17 protein-coding genes and 2 tRNA genes are annotated in these 16,331 nt (G+C 60.6%); 2 read left to right on the top strand and 17 right to left on the bottom strand.

The window, feature by feature from the left end; translation table 11 throughout:
• Window positions 1–99 precede the first annotated feature (99 nt).
• The 16 genes from IF204_RS00170 to IF204_RS00095 form a co-directional block, all read right to left on the bottom strand.
• Window positions 100–294 carry a helix-turn-helix transcriptional regulator gene (locus IF204_RS00170; protein WP_228068987.1) on the bottom strand — a complete coding sequence of 65 codons (195 nt, stop codon included), beginning with the start codon at window positions 292–294 and terminating at the stop codon, window positions 100–102.
• A gap of 326 nt (window positions 295–620) precedes the next feature.
• Window positions 621–695, bottom strand: a tRNA-Phe gene (locus IF204_RS00165).
• Window positions 696–807: 112 nt separating this feature from the next.
• Window positions 808–3,639, bottom strand: a complete 2,832-nt coding sequence (locus tag IF204_RS00160; RefSeq protein ID WP_228068985.1) for a CFI-box-CTERM domain-containing protein — start codon at window positions 3,637–3,639, stop codon at window positions 808–810.
• 530 nt (window positions 3,640–4,169) lie between these two features.
• Window positions 4,170–4,349 carry a DNA gyrase inhibitor YacG gene (locus IF204_RS00155; protein ID WP_194093705.1) on the bottom strand — a complete coding sequence of 60 codons (180 nt, stop codon included), beginning with the start codon at window positions 4,347–4,349 and terminating at the stop codon, window positions 4,170–4,172.
• Complete coding sequence (locus IF204_RS00150; RefSeq protein ID WP_194093703.1) at window positions 4,349–5,383, bottom strand: ribonuclease E/G; 1,035 nt, start codon at window positions 5,381–5,383, stop codon at window positions 4,349–4,351. Before IF204_RS00150 ends, IF204_RS00155 begins: the two co-directional genes overlap by 1 nt.
• Before the next feature lie 3 nt (window positions 5,384–5,386).
• Window positions 5,387–5,986, bottom strand: a complete 600-nt coding sequence (locus IF204_RS00145; RefSeq protein WP_194093701.1) for a Maf family protein — start codon at window positions 5,984–5,986, stop codon at window positions 5,387–5,389.
• Window positions 5,983–6,201 (bottom strand): translation initiation factor IF-1, encoded by a 219-nt coding sequence (gene infA / locus IF204_RS00140; protein WP_067550718.1) that lies wholly within the window; start codon window positions 6,199–6,201, stop codon window positions 5,983–5,985. Before infA ends, IF204_RS00145 begins: the two co-directional genes overlap by 4 nt.
• Before the next feature lie 81 nt (window positions 6,202–6,282).
• Window positions 6,283–7,161, bottom strand: a complete 879-nt coding sequence (locus tag IF204_RS00135; RefSeq protein WP_194093699.1) for a carbon-nitrogen hydrolase family protein — start codon at window positions 7,159–7,161, stop codon at window positions 6,283–6,285.
• On the bottom strand, window positions 7,158–7,745 hold the full coding sequence (locus IF204_RS00130) for a GNAT family N-acetyltransferase (protein ID WP_194093697.1): 588 nt from the start codon (window positions 7,743–7,745) through the stop codon (window positions 7,158–7,160). Before IF204_RS00130 ends, IF204_RS00135 begins: the two co-directional genes overlap by 4 nt.
• Window positions 7,742–8,143 (bottom strand): ketosteroid isomerase-related protein, encoded by a 402-nt coding sequence (locus tag IF204_RS00125; RefSeq protein WP_194093695.1) that lies wholly within the window; start codon window positions 8,141–8,143, stop codon window positions 7,742–7,744. The genes IF204_RS00130 and IF204_RS00125 overlap by 4 nt, the downstream gene beginning before the upstream one ends.
• 6 nt (window positions 8,144–8,149) lie before the next feature.
• On the bottom strand, window positions 8,150–8,542 hold the full coding sequence (locus IF204_RS00120) for an arsenate-mycothiol transferase ArsC (protein ID WP_194098094.1): 393 nt from the start codon (window positions 8,540–8,542) through the stop codon (window positions 8,150–8,152).
• 83 nt (window positions 8,543–8,625) lie between these two features.
• Complete coding sequence (locus tag IF204_RS00115) at window positions 8,626–9,099, bottom strand: UPF0262 family protein (RefSeq protein WP_194093694.1); 474 nt, start codon at window positions 9,097–9,099, stop codon at window positions 8,626–8,628.
• Between the two features lie 102 nt (window positions 9,100–9,201).
• Window positions 9,202–10,503, bottom strand: coding sequence for a histidinol dehydrogenase (gene hisD / locus IF204_RS00110; RefSeq protein ID WP_194093692.1), 1,302 nt, complete (start codon window positions 10,501–10,503; stop codon window positions 9,202–9,204).
• 92 nt (window positions 10,504–10,595) lie between these two features.
• The gene (locus tag IF204_RS00105; protein WP_194093690.1) at window positions 10,596–11,075 is read right to left on the bottom strand and encodes a DUF2948 family protein; all 480 of its coding nucleotides are present in this window, start codon (window positions 11,073–11,075) and stop codon (window positions 10,596–10,598) included.
• Complete coding sequence (gene murA / locus IF204_RS00100; protein ID WP_194093688.1) at window positions 11,072–12,340, bottom strand: UDP-N-acetylglucosamine 1-carboxyvinyltransferase; 1,269 nt, start codon at window positions 12,338–12,340, stop codon at window positions 11,072–11,074. The genes IF204_RS00105 and murA overlap by 4 nt, the downstream gene beginning before the upstream one ends.
• 6 nt (window positions 12,341–12,346) lie before the next feature.
• Entirely contained in the window at window positions 12,347–12,499 is a 153-nt protein-coding gene (locus tag IF204_RS00095) for a hypothetical protein (RefSeq protein WP_167637412.1), read from the bottom strand.
• 116 nt (window positions 12,500–12,615) lie between these two features.
• On the opposite strand from IF204_RS00095, the gene IF204_RS00090 reads away from it, so the two are divergent.
• Window positions 12,616–12,690, top strand: a tRNA-Thr gene (locus IF204_RS00090).
• Between the two features lie 209 nt (window positions 12,691–12,899).
• On the top strand, window positions 12,900–15,173 hold the full coding sequence (locus tag IF204_RS00085; protein ID WP_194093686.1) for a methyl-accepting chemotaxis protein: 2,274 nt from the start codon (window positions 12,900–12,902) through the stop codon (window positions 15,171–15,173).
• On the opposite strand, the gene IF204_RS00080 is transcribed toward IF204_RS00085, so the two are convergent.
• A complete protein-coding gene (locus IF204_RS00080) occupies window positions 15,174–16,292 on the bottom strand; it encodes an acetoin utilization protein AcuC (RefSeq protein WP_194093684.1) in 1,119 nt (372 codons plus the stop codon).
• Window positions 16,293–16,331 lie beyond the last annotated feature (39 nt).

The raw sequence follows: 16,331 nt of genomic DNA, 5'->3' as shown, positions 1-16,331 counted from the left end.
AATGTAATAATTTGGCTAGCCGCTGCGCGATGCGCAGGCGACTTCGCTAGGGAGTGCTAGGTGACATTGGCCGAATAGTCATCGACCCACGCAGGCCACCTAGACGATGGTCGTTTCGTAGGCTTCGATTTCACCAACCGACCACCGTCTGGTGCGACCACCTAGCTTGCGCCCCTGCGGGAAAGCCCCCTGCCGCACCCAGCGCCAAATGGAATCCTTAGACACCCCAAAACGCACTGCGACCTGCTGCACGGACATGTAGCGTGCGCCCTCACCAGTATTGCTGACCGACATAATTATCTCCTGTGTTGTCGACTCGGCTCGAAGGGAATCACTTCCCCCTCTGCGGTTACAGTTACACGTAACCAACACCTTCGCAACATATAATTTGCCAATGCCAGACGGAATCCACGAGTGAGCACGCGAAAGCGCGTGCCTGAGCATGTGGATGGAGGTGGATCAAAATGGAGGACTGCCGGCTGTAAGAGGTTCGCCGCAACGCGCTTAGAACGCCCCTGCTACCGTGCTACGTTTGTAGCACCAGTGTAGCATTTTTTATCGCACACGAAGCACGCGCTTGAATGCTGCGAAAAATTATACTTAAATTTCAGGGATTTAAGTGGTGCCCGGGGGCGGAATCGAACCACCGACACGAGGATTTTCAATCCACTGCTCTACCCCTGAGCTACCCGGGCACGGGAACGACATCGTCGCTGGGTGAGGGCCTTCTAGACGTGACTTCGGGGGGTGTCCAGAGGCATTTTCAAGAAAATGTCTCTTTCCTGTATTTTCTAATTTCGGCTGCTTTCAGCGCGGGTTGCGGCCCGACAGATAGACCGAGCTGCGGAAGCCGTGGTCCATGCGAGCGACGACCGAAGCGTTGCGCAGACCGCCGATCACGAGCGCCAGAGCGCCGCGTGCGAAGGCGCGGCCACGGGGGTACGGAGCGAGCCATTGGGCCAGCTTCGGACCGACGCGCCAGTAGAACCAGATGAACACGCGGCCAAGCATGTAGTGCACGAGGATGTGGTCGCGGACCTTGCGCAGATAGGCCACGTCGGGGTGGAATTTGTCGCCGTAAGCTGCGGTCGCCACGAAGCATTCGCTGCCGTTGTAGCCCTGGCTGCCGTCGTCGGCGTCGTCGGGATCGGCCTGCGGGTTATCGTCTTCGTCGACGTCCACGGTCGGGATATCGGTCTGGTCGCCGGTGTCGACAACGTCGGTGCCGTAGTACTTGTTCAGAAGGTTTGCGGTGTCCGAATTCGGGACCAGAGCATCGGGGAGCGGGAAGGCATCGCTAAGGTGGTCGAGGTAGTCCTCGCGCACATCAAGATCGAACGCCTTGAGCATGTCGCGGGCGTCGGTGCCGACCTCGTTAAGCTGGTCAAGCAGGGACAGAGCGTCGGTTTCCTCGAAGAACGCATCAAGCTGGTCGGAGTTCAGCGCATTCAGGAACGCAGGCAGGTTTTCGGCCGGAATGTCCTGCAGGATCGCGTTGAGGTCGAGGCCATCCAGCATGTCCGAAAGTTCTTCGTCTGACAGGCTGGCGAGGTAATCGGTGACGTCCGAAGCGGAGCCGTTGACGAGCAGGTCGGCAGGATCGACCGGCGCGCCGTTGAGAACCGCGTCGATCTCGGCCTGCATGGCTTCGACGTGGTGGAAATCTTGCATGGTCTCGAAGATCGCGTCCTTCTGGGCAGCGGCGGCTTTGAGCGTGGTGCTGCCGTTCTCGTGGACGAACACGAGGTCTTCGCCGTCGGTGAAGGTGACTTTTTCGAGGTCGGCCTGCTCTTCGTAGGCACCCATGAAGCTCAGCTTGTCGCCGCCTTCGATGTCGAAGCCGCGGATGACGGTATCGCCTTCGGTTTCGGCAAAGATCGAGGCGCTGCCACCGTCGTTGATGGTAATCTGGTTGTCACCCGACTGCGCGAAAACGGTGTCATGGCCGGTGCCGGTAAATACGCGGTCGTTGCCTTCGCCGGTGATGATGGTGTCGTTGCCGTCGCCGCCCATGAGCAGATCGTCACCGTCACCGCCGTCGAGCGTGTCGTTGCCGCGCAGACCGAACAGGCTGTCGTCGCCCGCATGACCTTCGATGGTGTCGTTCCAGATCGAGCCGTTGAGGCGATCGGTGTAGTCGGCATCCTCGTCAACCACCGTGTCGGTGCCCCAGAGGTGGACGCCCTCGCCTTTCGCGGTGAACTCCAGCTTCACCAGATCATAGCCGTCGAGCGACAGGTGGATGGTGCCGTCAGCGTCTGTGACGTCCGAACCGTTGGCGGTTTCGAGGTAAGGCTTGGCAAGGTAGCTCAGCGGGTCGGATTCATCCGTCAGGGTCGACGGATCGTCGATGGTCGACAGCTGCTGCACCCACATGTGGCCGTAGTCGCCGACGAGGTCATCAACGTTCAGGTCAAGGTCCACGCCATCAGCGGAACGCGAGGCGAGGTAGATGACGGTCTTGTCGTCGTTGCCGAAGGCATACGCGATTAGTTGGTCCTGCGCATTCTCACCGTCGAGGTCGGTCTCGAACTTGGTCGGCAGGTCTATGTCGATGGCGCGGGTGCCGACGAGGCTCTCCGACATCATACGCATAACTTCACCGGCGGGGGTCAGTTCGCTGGAATAGCCGCCGGGGGCGTCCTGATCGGGGAATTCGCGCGACAGGCGGGAATAGAGGCCCTTGTAGACAGTGCCCCAGACCGACGCCTCATCGACGCCTGCGCGGACCATGACATCCATCAGCGCAACGAGGTCGGAAGCATGTGCCATGCCGTGATCGGAGTTCAGGTCGTTCTTCACGTTCCATTCGGAGACGTAATAGTTCAGCTCGCCAAAGCCCTCGGCCTCTTGGAAGTCATCAAGACGGTCGAATACCATCTGGCCGTTGTGGATGTCGTCGATGTTCGAGCGGTAGACATGGGTCTCGACGGTGTCGATCGCTTCGCGCGCATCGTCGTCGAGTTGGTCGATGATGTCCTGCACGCCGTCGATATCGCCTGCCAGACCGGTCTGGATGGCGATCTTGGGCTCTTCCCAAGCGTCCGGATCGTCAAGCGTCGCGCGGTAGCGGTCAAAGATGTCCTGAAGACCTTTGGCCATGACGTTGGCCATCTGGCCATACTCCACGGGGGTCTCGCGCTCGCCTTTGTACCAGAATTCGTTGCCGATGGTGACGGTGTCGAGGTCGATATCGCCGTAGTCACCGCGCACCAGCGCTTCGACCTTGTCAAGCAGATCCTGAACGGCCTCTTCCGACGGGATGCGGTTACCATCGGCATCGACGCGGTCGGAGTAGAAGTTGTTGGTCGGCAGAACCCAGTCGACCGCAGCGCCGCGCGCAGTGGCGTAGGCGACGAATTCTTTGGCCGTGACGAACTCGTCCGCATCAGCTGTGGCCGACGCGTTGACGTCCCAGAAACGGTCCGAGATCGGGTTGCCTGGTGCGAAGAGCTCTTCGGTAACAGTTCCGCCCGGAAAACGAAGCGAGCCTGCGTCCATCTGATCGAGGAAAGTGTCGTAAGAGCCGCCTTCGATCACATCGTCTTTGGTGAAAAGCGCGTTGTAGCCGAACATGTCCGACGAGATATTTCCCGAGGCATACTCACCGCCATTCAAGACAAGACGTTGCGCAGACATTAAGGCCACCCTGTAAAAGGGCGCTCTGGCCAGGGTCGAAACCCGCTTGACGCAGAACGCCGGATACTACAGGAACCAGTCTGATCTATTCGGAAATCTGCGCATTATCGCAGAGGACTAATCCGCAACCCCAGCGGATGAAGGCTATAGCCTGCAGTATCCACTCATTTAGCCAACAGGGTAATAGTTGAACAAATGTTCGACTATATCGATACATCCTTACGCATAGTTGACTACCCTAAGGTGTATTTCTGGAGGGGTGTTTTATGGGAAATTGCGGATAGCTAAGAGGCGCTGCCCAAATTTCGCCACAATATTCGCCGGCTGCGAGGTGCATACGAAATGGGCGGGCGCATATGGGACGGAAAACTAAGGGATAATTGCCCTAACATTTTCTGACGCCGTGCCGTCTCTATATCTTCAGCCAGTTGGAAGACAGGCGAAACGCCGCAAAAGCGCTGTCCCAAACGGGTCAATCCTACAGAATCGCCTTCCACCCGCTCGACGCTGGCAAATACCGATTCGTATCGTCAGTTTGGCCGGTTGAACGTGCTGTCATCCGGTCGCTCGTCCTCGTCTTCGGGGACCAGCGGGGCCGGAATGACGTAGCTGCCCGACAACCAGCGGGACAGATCCACGTCAGCGCACCGCTTCGAACAGAAGGGGCGATACTTGGGATCCGTTTCCTTTTGGCAAATCGGGCAAGCCATCAGATATCTCCGATCAGGGGCAGAGTGGGCAGACGCTCACGCTTCCGCTGCATCTCGAACAGGCCCATGGTCGACCAACCGACAAGGCTGGTTTCGATCCCTGCGTTCTTGAACGAGGCGCGGAGCGATTGTTCAAGCTGTCGGCGGTTGGCTTTGGACATCGGCGCGAAGTCCACGACGACCTGACCACCAAAGCCGCGCAGTTGTAGCGCGCGCGGCAACAGACGCGACGCAGCAAGGTTCGCCTTGAGCGCAGCTGCGGGGGAGGTGTCGCCGCCAGTGTTTACATCGACAGCCACCAGCGCTCGGGTGGACTCCACATACATGGTGTAACCGTCGCCCAGCTGGACCAGCGGGCTCTTCAGCTCTTCGATCTGGTCGAGCACGCCCTGATGTTCGAAGCAGTTTTCGTCGGTGACGACCTCGGCAGGGATGGTCCACTCGCGCCACGCAATCGTGTGCGGGCCGTCGCCTTCGGTCAGCGCTTCGGGCTCGGTGCCTTCGGCGTCGCCCAGAACGGCGCGGGCCAGATCGGCCATGGCCTGAATGTCTTCGGCAATGTCGTCGTCCGACGCACCCTCACAGCAAGAACGCAGGATCAGACCGAAGTCGTCCTCCATCTCCGCATGGCCGATGGCCGAAATGCGTGCACGCTCTTCTTCGTCCTGAATGGCGCGGCTCACGTTGATGCCCGGCGCGCCGGGGGTCACGATGGCATAGCGGCTCTTAAACAGAACGCGGTCCGTGACCGGAACGGCCTTGGTGCCTTCAGCGTAGCCCGTGACCTGCACCAGCATCGCCTGACCGGGGCGCAGGCCCTTGGTCTGACGCAGGAACGCGGTCTCGCCTTCGGGGAGACGCAGCATCATACCGCCCTGCCCCTTGAGCGGACGGTCGCAGATCGCACGGAAGATCGCGCCAACGCGCGGCTGGTCCTCGTCGTCGATCAGCAGATCGTCGAGTTTGCCATCGACCATAAGGGCAGCGGCTTCACGACCATTGATGTGGTCGAGCAGAATCGTACGGCCTTTCATGGCTCACGCTCCGTAAAGGGGATATCCGGCGGCGGTCAGCAGTCCTGCGGTCTCTGCAAGAGGCAGGCCAACAACGCCGGTAAATGACCCGTTGATCCACGGGATGAATGCACCGGCAGGGCCTTGGATGGCGTAACCGCCAGCTTTGCCCTTCCAATCACCGGATGCGAGATAGCTGTTCACTTCGGGGTTCGACAGACGCTTCATCGACACGGTGGTGACGACGTCCTTCTGCCAGACCTGCGTCCCGCGCTTGACCGCAACAGCGGTGATCACGCGGTGACGACGCCCCGATAGCGCATAGAGGAACTCGGCCGCTTCGGCCTCGTTCGCGGGTTTGCCCATGATGCGGCGGCCCATCGCTACGGTCGTATCGGCACACAGAACCACCTCGTCTTCGGCACAGGCAATCGCGGCTGCCTTGTCCGAAGCGATGCGGTTCACGTATTCGCGGGGAAGTTCGCCCTTGCGGGGGTCTTCGTCCACGTCAGGCGGACGAACATCCGAAGGGGCAACACCGATCTGCGCCAAAAGCTCCAGTCGCCGCGGCGAACCAGAGCCCAAGATCAGCTTCAGACCGGATGTCGGTGAAAGAGTGCTCACCGAAAACGATAGTTGATGCGACCCTTGGTAAGGTCGTACGGGGTCATTTCGACCTGAACCTTGTCGCCCGCGAGGACGCGGATGCGGTTCTTGCGAAGTTTACCTGCGGTGTGCGCGATGATCGTATGGCCGTTTTCAAGCTCGACCAGGAATGTCGCGTTCGGCAGGAGTTCCTTCACGACACCGGGGAATTCGAGCAGTTCTTCCTTGGCCATGTGTTCTCCAAAAGTAATGTCCCTACCCATGTGGCAGGCGGCGTCTAAATGCGCCCGAAAAAGTGAATTTTCAAGGGTATTTCACGCCAACTGATGCGTTTGCACCTTATGTAGTCGGGAATCCTGCTCTTTCCAGTGGCTGAAGTTGCCAACCTGCCCTGTTTCGCGGGGTGCGGCGATGGCTCGAGGGTCAACCTCGGCATAGACCCACGCGGCAGAGTCGGTCTTGCCTTCGGCCACAATCCCGTCTTCGGGAAGCCCGTGATCAGGAGGGCAGAAGAACCCGACGCGGCCCGTTCCGGTGTCCAGCACATCGCAGTCACGCACAGGGCCAAGGACAGGCGCCTGCACGATCAGGCACTGATTTTCAATGGCGCGGGCACGGCACGACTGGCGCACGCGGGTCTGACCAGCAGGCAGATCGGTGGCGGATGGCACGAGGATCATATCCGCGCCGCCTTCGCACATCGCGCGGGCTTGCAGCGGGAATTCACTGTCGTAGCAGATCAGAACACCGATCCGGCCCAGCGCAGTGTCGAGCAGTTTGACCTCCGCCCCCGGATTGATGCCCATCTCGTTGCGCTCATATGGCGTCAGGATCAGCTTGTCCTGCCAGGCCACATGGCCAGTTGGGGACACCATATAAGCGCGGTTCACAATCCGCGTGCCGACATGGACGCAGAGCGATCCGGCGAGGATATGGACGCTGTATTTCTTGGCCAGAGCGATATGCAGATCGAGCCAGTTCTGGGCCGCATCACACATCTTTTTTGCCCATTCAGCAGGGGACACATCGGCGGGCGTGCCGACCAGAGCCGCTTCGCAGCCGCCGTATTCGGGAAAAATCAGAAGCTGCGCGCCATTGCCCGCAGCCTCGGACACCCATTTGTCCAGCTTGGCGTTCAAATCCCGTTTGGTGGGGTGCCATTCGGGGCGGTAGGCGGCGGCGGCAATTTTCATAATTCTCTCATCCAGAACTGGAGCGGCTTTTCGGTCTGCTCGGTGTCGCGGTGATCCTTCCAACGGAAACGCGCCACGACACCGTCGAGTTTCTTGTACCCCCGTTTCGTCCAGAACGCATCGAGCGGGCGGTAGCCTTTGGGGCGGTCGGGATGATCGGCGGGACGCATCACACCGCAGAAAGCCGCGTATTTGCGGCCCAGCGCACGGGCCTTCGCCTCTCGCGCATCGAAAAACGCGTGTCCCGCCCCCTGCCCGCGATATTCGGGCAGCAGAACGGATTCGGCGCAGTAGAAGATCTCGGCCAGCGGAATGCCCGTTACGGCAAAAGGTGCGGCGAAGTCATCCGCGTGATCCTCCATCGGGGTGCCGGTGGCGACACCGACGATCCTGTCACCGTCCTTGGCGGCAACGAGAATCGCCTCCTCCGCATCGCGGTAGGTCGCCACGTATTTGCGTTCGTAGTCCATGTCGCCGTCATAGAGGTACGGCCACTCCGCAAAGACCGCGATACGCAGACGTGCTAGATCATCCAGCGCGTCCGTGATCGCGTCGCCGCTCAGAACTTCGAACGTCAGACTCATGCGGAGACCTGACGGATCCAATCCGACAGGTTGTAGTAGGTGGTCACGCGGGTGATCTTGTCGCCCTTGAGCGTCATGAACGAACCAGCGGGCAGCTTGTAGGTCTGGCCTTTCGCTTCGGGCAGGCCCTCGTCAGTGGTGAGGTATTCGCCGTTCACGATGAACTCAGCGGAGGCACGTGTACCGTCCTCGTTCACCATGAACACCATGTCGGTCAGGCACTCGCGGTAGCAGCGGTCCATGTGGTCGCAGAAGTCGGAGAAAAGCTCCTTGCCCTTGCGGACGTTCCCTTCGTTGACGTGATGCTCCACGTCGTCGGCCAGTTCGGCCAGCATCCCTGCTTTGTCACCTGCATTGAAGGCATCGAAATAGCGTTGAAGAACTTCGGTCGCGGCCATTGCGGCTTACTCCTTTGGCGGCCCCCAACGCGCGTGGAGGCGTGAAATAATCTGGTCTCGTGTCTGTCTATAACTGTCGAGTTTGGCCTCACGTGTCTCTCCGAGACCTGTTGGGTCCAAAATCGGCCAATATTCGACCTCGAGGTGATAAAATCGGGTGAGTTCGAGCGCCTGACGCTGACTCGCCGGAGAAAGCGCAACGATCAGATCGAAAGACGACAGATCATCCCCCCACTCCTTGAGTTCGTCGAACGAACGGGAGCGGTGACGCGAAAGCTCCACGTCCTTTTCCTGACAGACGCAAATCGCGAAGCCGTCGATCTCCAGATCGTTTTTGACGCCCACTGACTGCACGTAACAGCCTGTCCCGTAGTACTTTTTCATCAACCCTTCTGCCATCGGTGAACGCACAGCGTTATGGTCACAGCAGAAGAGGATGGACTGCGGTAGCGGGTCGTATTCCTTCTCGCTCTCCGACAAGGTCAGCCCCCGAAGTGCAGAACGCAGATCAGGGTAAACAGGCGGCGGGCGGTGTCGTGGTCGACCTCACATTTACCATCCAGCCGCTCTTGCAGGATGTTGGCGCCCTCGTTGTGGATACCGCGGCGGGCCATGTCGATGGTTTCGATCTGGCTCGGGGATGCGGTCTTCACAGCATCGAAGTAGCTGGCGCAAATCTGGAAATAGTCTTTGACGACCTGACGGAACGGCCCTAGCGCGAGGTGGATTTCCGACGCCGGATCGCCTGCCTCGTTACGGATATCGAACACAAGGCGGCGTTCGCGGATCGACAGCGCGAGCTTGTACGGCCCATCCACCTTGCCGTCCTTGGCAGGCAGATCAAAGCTGTTGTCTTCCAGAAGGTCGAACATCGCAACCTTCCGTTCCTGCTCCACTTCGGGAGTGGGAGGCGGCAGGTTCGAATCGTCGAGTTCGATGTGGCTGATACGGCTCATGGGCGGGTCTTCCGTTTGGTCGACCAATTGGTAGCGGCCCACATGCGTTCATGCAATGCGGCAACGGGCATCGCGGGACATATCCTGTCCCGCGAGCTGTAGTTAGCCGTTCAGTTTGTCGAGGCGGGCGCGAACGCTCAATCCGTGAGCTTCGAGGCTCTCGGACTTCGCCAGACGCTCCGCCGCCGGACCGATCGCGCGAAGGGCGTCGGGGGTCATGCGGGCCAGCGTCGTGCGCTTGAGGAAGTCCATAACGGACAGACCAGACGAGAAACGCGCCGAGCGGGCGGTCGGCAGAACGTGGTTCGGGCCGCCAACGTAGTCGCCGATAGCCTCGGGCGTCCAACCGCCGATGAAGATCGCACCGGCGTGGGTGACTTTTTCGGATAGCGCGTCGGCATCCTCGACACAAAGCTCGAGGTGCTCGGGCGCGATGCGGTCGGACAGCGCAGCGGCCTCATCCATGTCTTTGACAGTGATCACCGCCCCGAAATCGCGCCAGCTCGCGCCCGCAATCGCGCGGCGCTCCAGCGTTTCAAGGCGTTTGTCCACGGCATCGGCAACAGCGCGGCCAAAGTCGGCGTCATCGGTGATCAGGATCGACTGCGCGGATTCGTCGTGTTCGGCCTGCGACATCAAATCGAGCGCAATCCAGTCGGGGTTGTTGTGTTTGTCGGCGATCACGAGGATTTCCGACGGGCCTGCGATCATGTCGATGCCGACCTTGCCAAACACGCGGCGCTTGGCGGCAGCCACGAATGCGTTGCCCGGACCGGTGATCTTATCGACAGGCGCGATGGTTTCGGTGCCATAGGCCAGTGCAGCAACGGCCTGCGCACCGCCAATGCGGTACACTTCGTCAACGCCAGCGATCTTCGCAGCCAGCAGAACCAGCGGGTTCGCCACGCCGTCGGGGGTCGGCACGACGATGGCCAGACGCTCGACGCCCGCAACCTTGGCAGGAATGGCGTTCATCAGAACCGACGACGGATAGGACGCGAGGCCACCGGGCACATAAAGACCCGCAGCAGACACAGCCGACCAGCGCCACCCGAGCGAGGCACCTGCGGCATCTTCCCAGCGTGCATCTTCGGGCATCTGGCGTTCGTGGTAGGCGCGGATGCGTTCGGCGGCGAGTTCAAGCGCGGCGCGTTCTTCGTCCGATACCTGCTGGATGATCTCTTCGATCTCGGCTTCGGAGAACCGCAGCTTGTCTGCGGTCAGCTCCATGCGATCGAACTTCGCGGTCAGCTCCAGCACCGCCGCATCGCCGCGCTTGCGCACGTCCGCAATGATGTCGGCAACGACAGCGTCCACATCGGGGCTGTCCTCACGCTTCATTCCCAACAGCGCCACAAAGGCGTCTTCGAAACCTGCATCAGTCGTATCGAGAAATTGGGGCATCGGCTGTCTCCTTCGCCGCAGGTGATACATGCGCAAACGCCCCCCTTCAATGTGAAGGGAGGCGTCAAGGCGCTACAAAACGTAGCGCCGCGTTATTCGGGATGGCTCGGTGCCTGATGGGACGGCGCGATATAGGGGCGCGTGACGTCCTTGAGCATGATCTCGATCGCTTCAACATCGAGCTTGATGACACCGTCGCCAGCGAGGTTCAGCAGAATCGATCCTGCGCCGTCCTCGCCCGCTTTCCAGTCGATCGATAGGATCGACAGAACCGTGTCCGCATCACGTTGCGGGACGTCCTGACTTTGCACGTTCATCACGCACTGGAACATGAGGACCGACTGCACCCGCTCGACCTGACGCCCGCGTTTCTGCGCGGCATCGAGGTCTTCCCAGCGGAAACGGTTGATCAGAATGGCAAAGCGCCGCTCCGCTGGATACCAACCGATTTCATTAGCGGGGAAAACCGCGTCCTGCGTCAGCGCCGATACGACCTGAAGGTCTTCGGCATCGACTGCCATCAGGCGGAGAGGAGCCTCGCCGCCGTCTTCGAAACGGGCGTCTTCGGTCATTGTTCCTTGATCCGTTCGATCTGTGCGCCAACCCCGCCGAGCTTTTCTTCGACGTTCTCGTAACCACGGTCGAGGTGGTAGACGCGATTCACTTGGGTTTCACCTTCGGCAGCCAGACCGGCGAGGATCAGCGAAACAGACGCACGCAGGTCGGTCGCCATGACCTGAGCGCCCTTCATTTTTTCGACGCCGTGAACGGTCGCGGTGCCGCCGTGGACTTCGATGTTCGCCCCCATGCGGCCCAGTTCCGGCGCGTGCATGAAGCGGTTTTCAAAGATCTTTTCTTCCAGCACCGAAGTACCGTCAGCCAAGCAGAGCATCGCCATCATCTGCGCCTGAAGGTCGGTCGGGAAACCGGGGAACGGCTCGGTCGTCACGTTGACGGCCTTCGCACGGCCCGCTTCGCAGCGCACCTTGAGGCCCGCTTCGGTTTCTTCGACGGTGATTCCAGCTTCTTCCAGTTTCTCAACGAAGGATTCCACCAGCTCCAGTTTACCGCCAAGGCATTCGACCTCGCCGCCCGCGATGACGGGGGCCAGCATATAGGTGCCGAGCTCAATACGGTCGGTGACAACGGGATGGGTCGCGCCGCCCAGACGGTCGACGCCCTGAATTTCGATGCGGCTGGTGCCCTCGCCTTCGATCTGGGCGCCCATTTTTTTCAGACAGCGGGCAAGGTCGACGATTTCGGGCTCGCGGGCCGCGTTTTCGATGACCGTGGTGCCCTTGGCGAGCGTTGCAGCCATCAGAACGTTCTCGGTCGCGCCGACAGAAGCGAATCGCAGCTTCACGATACCGCCCTTCAGACCGCCGTTGGTTTTGGCGTGGAGGTAGCCTTCTTTCAGTTCGATCTCTGCGCCCAGCGCTTCGAGAGCCGAGATGTGGATGTCCATCGGACGCGCACCGATTGCACAGCCGCCCGGCAGCGAAACCGTGGCGTGTCCGTAACGCGCCAGCAGCGGACCAAGCACGAGATTTGAGGCGCGCATCTTGCGAACAATGTCATATTCCGCGCGGGTCGACGTAAGATCGTGCGAGGACATGGCAACAACCTTGCCGTCCTGCAGCGACGACACTTCAGCGCCAAGCGATTGAAGAAGCTGGGTCATTGTCTTGATGTCGGACAAACGCGGCGTGTTCGTCAGCGTCAGCGGCTCTTCACTCAGCAGAGTGGCCGGCATCAGAGCGAGCGCGGCATTCTTGGCCCCCGCGATAGCGATTTGTCCGCTTAGCGGCTTACCGCCCTTTACCAAAATGGAATCCATTGTGCCCTATTCGTCCTCTTTCGATTCTTCTTCATGAGCGGCGCGTGCACGTGCCTGCGCCTTGCGCTTCGCCATGTTCGACTTCAGCGCAGCCTTGAGCCGCTCTTCTCTTGTGAGTGTCTCGGGGCCTTTGCCCGACTTAGTATTTTTCACCGTCATGGCAAAAGAGTTATCCCGAGATCAAAAAACCGTCCAGATGGGGGTTGCGCATGGAATCTTTTGAGGCTAATTCCCCGCCACACGCCGACGACACACTGTCGGACGCGGAAAACGGCGCTGCTGTAGCTCAGTGGTAGAGCACTCCCTTGGTAAGGGAGAGGTCGACAGTTCAATCCTGTCCAGCAGCACCATTCCTCCCCTAAATCAATGACATACGCCCAGCGCGCCACCACTGCGTTTTCTCGCATTCGCGACGCAGGTTAAGGCGTATAGTTTCCTACCCTATCAGCGATTTCGCGGGGACATTGCGGTCAGAAACCGCGATTCTTCCTAAAAGAACGCGCCCGTACGACGTTAGCTCGCCCATTGGCAGATCAACTTCGGCACACGGTCAGGTTCTATGAAATTACCGCTCGCGCGTAAGCTCCCATTGCTCATCATTGCCCTGACCTTTGCATCCGCATTGCTGGTCGGCGGCCTGTCCTTTTCGCGCATGCAGGCGCAGATGGCCCGCGACGCGCAGGACCGCCTCGCTGGCACGGTCGAGATGATGAGCGAAACGATCAGCCGAGAGATGAAATCCTATTTCTCCGCGTTGACGATTCTGGCGACCGATTCCAGCCTCCAGTCTGCCGTGGGGACCTTTACGTTCTCGCTCAACAGCACAGATGACCCCGAGGGCCTGCTTGGTCTCGTCCGTCAGGACATGCGCGAAGCCTATATCACGAATAACCCCTTCCCCGAATTGGAGCGTCATAAGCTGATGCTTCACGCCGAAACGGATATGTACGGACGCACCCACGGCCAATGGCATCCGTGGATTTCGACCATCGCGCAAACCATGGACCTCGCCGATATCCTGCTGGTCGATGCCATGGGTAACGTCGCCTATTCATACGCAAAGCGCGACGACTTCGGCGGCAACATCAACGACGACGATCTGACGAACACCGGCCTCGCACAAGCGGTCCGCAAAGCGCTCACCGCGCCCCAGCCGGAGTACGACGGCGGTCCGAAAACCGTCCCGATGTATTTCAGCGAATTCGAGCCCTACCCCAAAGCCATGTCTGTCCTTCAGGCCTTCGCGGCCTCCCCGCTTTATGACCGGAACGACCGGCTGATGGGCGCCGTCGTCATTGCGGTTGGCGACAACTATCTGCAAACCATCATGGACGGCGCAACCGGACTTGAGGTGGACAGCCAGACCCTGCTAGTGAACGACGAAGGCCGCACCGTGTTCCTGTCGGGTGACATCATCACCGATGAAGGCGCGACGGTCCGGATGCACCCGCAGGACGAACATGTCCTCGGCGCAGCAGCAGGAGATACGGGCACGGCGCTCTTCACCAACCGTCAGGGCGTAAAGCTGCTGTCCGCCTGGACGCCTGTCGAAATCGGCGGCATCGCTTATGGCCTTGCTGTGAGTAACGAATATTCCGAAGTCATGGCCGGCGCGCAGACACTCGGCTGGATCATTCTTGCGACGACCCTGATTATCGCTGCCGCCACTGGCGTTGTCGGCTGGCTGATCGCGCGGTCCATCGTGAGGCCGCTCCAGACGATCTCGCATGATCTGGACGAGATCTCGAACACCCGCGACCTCACCCGCCGCACGACCATCAACACCGATGACGAGATCGGACGCAGCGCTGGCGCCGTCGACCGTTTGCTCGGTTTCTTCGATGAGACGCTGACCGCCGTCCGCGGCAGCACCGAAGAACTTAGCTCCGCGTCGGGCACCATGCTCGAAGCTGCGCAGGCGCTGGCCTCGAACTCCGAAGTGCAGTCATCCGCCGTTGAAGAACTGTCCAGCTCGGTCAACCAGACCGCCTCGCAGGTGTCGGTCAACGCCGACTCGGCCAAGACCGCGAACGAATTGATGATGGGCGCGGCCAAGGTCGTCGACGACGGCAAGCGCAAGGTGTCGACGATGGTCGACGCAATGGACGCGATCAACGCCTCCTCGCTCGACATCGAGAAAATCATCAAGGTCATCGACGAAATCGCGTTCCAGACCAACCTTCTGGCGCTCAACGCCGCAGTCGAAGCCGCCCGCGCAGGCCAGCACGGTCGCGGCTTTGCCGTGGTCGCCCAAGAGGTCCGCAACCTCGCCGGACGTTCGGCCAAAGCCGCCCGCGAAACAGGCGAACTGATCGAGAAGAGCCGTCAGCACGTGCGCAATGGCGTCGAAATCTCTGCCGACACCAGCGAGTCGTTCGAGGTCATCAGCCAGAACATCACGAAGGTCGGCGGCCTGATCAAAGACATCAGCAAAGCCAGCGCAGAGCAGGCCCGCGGCGTCGATCAGGTCAACGAGGCGATCCTCGACATCAGCCGCACCGCGCGCCTGTCGAGCCAGCAGGCCGACACTTTCGCGACCACAGCGAGCCAGCTCAGGAGCACGAACGAACTGCTCCGTCAGGAAATCGCGAAGTTCCGCGTCTCCGCCGAGCCCGTTGCTGCCGCCGTCACCATCGTCGGCGACTTCGAGGAAATTCCCGCCAAACCGGTCGTTGTCGACGAACCCTATGTCGAGGATTCGGACTTCGACAGCTTCGATGCGCCTGCCCTGCCCGCGCCCGCCAATACCGTTCCCGAAGATGTCGCGCCCGATCAGGAGCACCCCTCGGGCCACGATCCGGACTCGGATTCGCGCGGCTACGGCACGTTCTAATTAGATCCCGCGCCCTGCCAGAACGGCGGCGCGGGTTCTCGTTTCGTCACTGATTTCTCCGCCCCGCCAGCTATCGCGCATGGTCGTGATCCACTGTGGTTCGGGCTGCTTGATCCGATGAAGGCCATGCCACACGAGGCCTCGCAGAACCTCCTGCGCCTCATCTGGCAACACATCGGGGATTTCAAAGCCGTTCAGCGTCGCCCAGACCGCGCTCCAACATCGGCCCACCGACCACGGATTATAGCCGCCACCGCCAAGCACGAGGTAACGCGGCGTGAGGTGGCGTAGGGCATCGACCACGCTGATATGTGCATTATTCGACATCGCCAGCCGTGATTGCGGGTCTTCGGTGATCGCATCAGATCCGCATTGCACCACAATCGCGTCCGGCTTGAACGCCTGTACGACCGGCAGGATCATCTCGTTCAGCGCAAAGGCCATGTCGTCGTCATGCGCGCCGCGCGGCAGCGGTAGATTGAACACCTGCCCCACCCCGACATCATCCAGCGCACCCGTGCGCGGCCAGCGGTTTTCTTCGTGGGTGGAGATCAGCAGCACGTCCGGCTCGTTGCGGAACGCGGCCTCCACCCCGTCGCAATGGTGCGCGTCGATGTCCACATACGCCACTCGGGTCGCGCCGTTTCTGCGCAGCGACATGATCGCCAGCACCGGATCGTTCAGAAAACAGAACCCGTTGGCGCGATCGGCGAAGGCATGGTGCGTCCCGCCGCCAGGTGAATGCAGCACGCCGCCATTCCGCAAAAGCTCCCCCGCGAGCAGCGACGCCCCTGCCCCCGTTGCGGGTCTGCGGTACATTTCGGTGAAAACGGGGTTCGACGGCGTACCGATGTTGTAGGTCTCGCGCACTTCGCCCGACACCTCCTGCGCGGCCTCTGCCGCTTGCAGGGCAGCAATATAGTCGGGCGTGTGGAATACGGTCAGCGCGGCGGGTTTGGCGCGGGGGCTGGTGATAAAACGCTCGCGCGGCAGCCAGCCCATCGCGCGCGTCAGGTCCATCACGGTCGACACGCGCGGCACCCGCAACGGGTGCCACGCACCATAGGACGAGCCACGGTAAATCTCTGATCCCAGCATCTGCGGGAACGGCAAAGTCATTGCGCATAGCCTCTTGGATTGCGCCCTTTGACGCCGCAC

Origin of the sequence: Marivivens aquimaris (genome assembly GCF_015220045.1) — a bacterium.
Lineage (GTDB): Bacteria > Pseudomonadota > Alphaproteobacteria > Rhodobacterales > Rhodobacteraceae > Marivivens > Marivivens aquimaris.
Note: the sequence above shows the minus strand (reverse complement) of the source record. Positions and strands in the feature narration are given on the sequence as shown.

Coding starts and splice junctions, on each gene's coding strand:
- IF204_RS00095 (WP_167637412.1), bottom strand. CDS start 12,499: ATGACGGTGAAAAATACTAAGTCGGGCAAAGGCCCCGAGACACTCACA.
- IF204_RS00105 (WP_194093690.1), bottom strand. CDS start 11,075: ATGACCGAAGACGCCCGTTTCGAAGACGGCGGCGAGGCTCCTCTCCGC.
- IF204_RS00150 (WP_194093703.1), bottom strand. CDS start 5,383: ATGAAAGGCCGTACGATTCTGCTCGACCACATCAATGGTCGTGAAGCC.
- IF204_RS00130 (WP_194093697.1), bottom strand. CDS start 7,745: ATGAGTCTGACGTTCGAAGTTCTGAGCGGCGACGCGATCACGGACGCG.
- IF204_RS00115 (WP_194093694.1), bottom strand. CDS start 9,099: ATGAGCCGTATCAGCCACATCGAACTCGACGATTCGAACCTGCCGCCT.
- IF204_RS00120 (WP_194098094.1), bottom strand. CDS start 8,542: ATGGCAGAAGGGTTGATGAAAAAGTACTACGGGACAGGCTGTTACGTG.
- infA (WP_067550718.1), bottom strand. CDS start 6,201: ATGGCCAAGGAAGAACTGCTCGAATTCCCCGGTGTCGTGAAGGAACTC.
- IF204_RS00125 (WP_194093695.1), bottom strand. CDS start 8,143: ATGGCCGCGACCGAAGTTCTTCAACGCTATTTCGATGCCTTCAATGCA.
- murA (WP_194093688.1), bottom strand. CDS start 12,340: ATGGATTCCATTTTGGTAAAGGGCGGTAAGCCGCTAAGCGGACAAATC.
- IF204_RS00135 (WP_194093699.1), bottom strand. CDS start 7,161: ATGAAAATTGCCGCCGCCGCCTACCGCCCCGAATGGCACCCCACCAAA.
- IF204_RS00085 (WP_194093686.1), top strand. CDS start 12,900: ATGAAATTACCGCTCGCGCGTAAGCTCCCATTGCTCATCATTGCCCTG.
- IF204_RS00080 (WP_194093684.1), bottom strand. CDS start 16,292: ATGACTTTGCCGTTCCCGCAGATGCTGGGATCAGAGATTTACCGTGGC.
- hisD (WP_194093692.1), bottom strand. CDS start 10,503: ATGCCCCAATTTCTCGATACGACTGATGCAGGTTTCGAAGACGCCTTT.
- IF204_RS00170 (WP_228068987.1), bottom strand. CDS start 294: ATGTCGGTCAGCAATACTGGTGAGGGCGCACGCTACATGTCCGTGCAG.
- IF204_RS00160 (WP_228068985.1), bottom strand. CDS start 3,639: ATGTCTGCGCAACGTCTTGTCTTGAATGGCGGTGAGTATGCCTCGGGA.
- IF204_RS00155 (WP_194093705.1), bottom strand. CDS start 4,349: ATGGCTTGCCCGATTTGCCAAAAGGAAACGGATCCCAAGTATCGCCCC.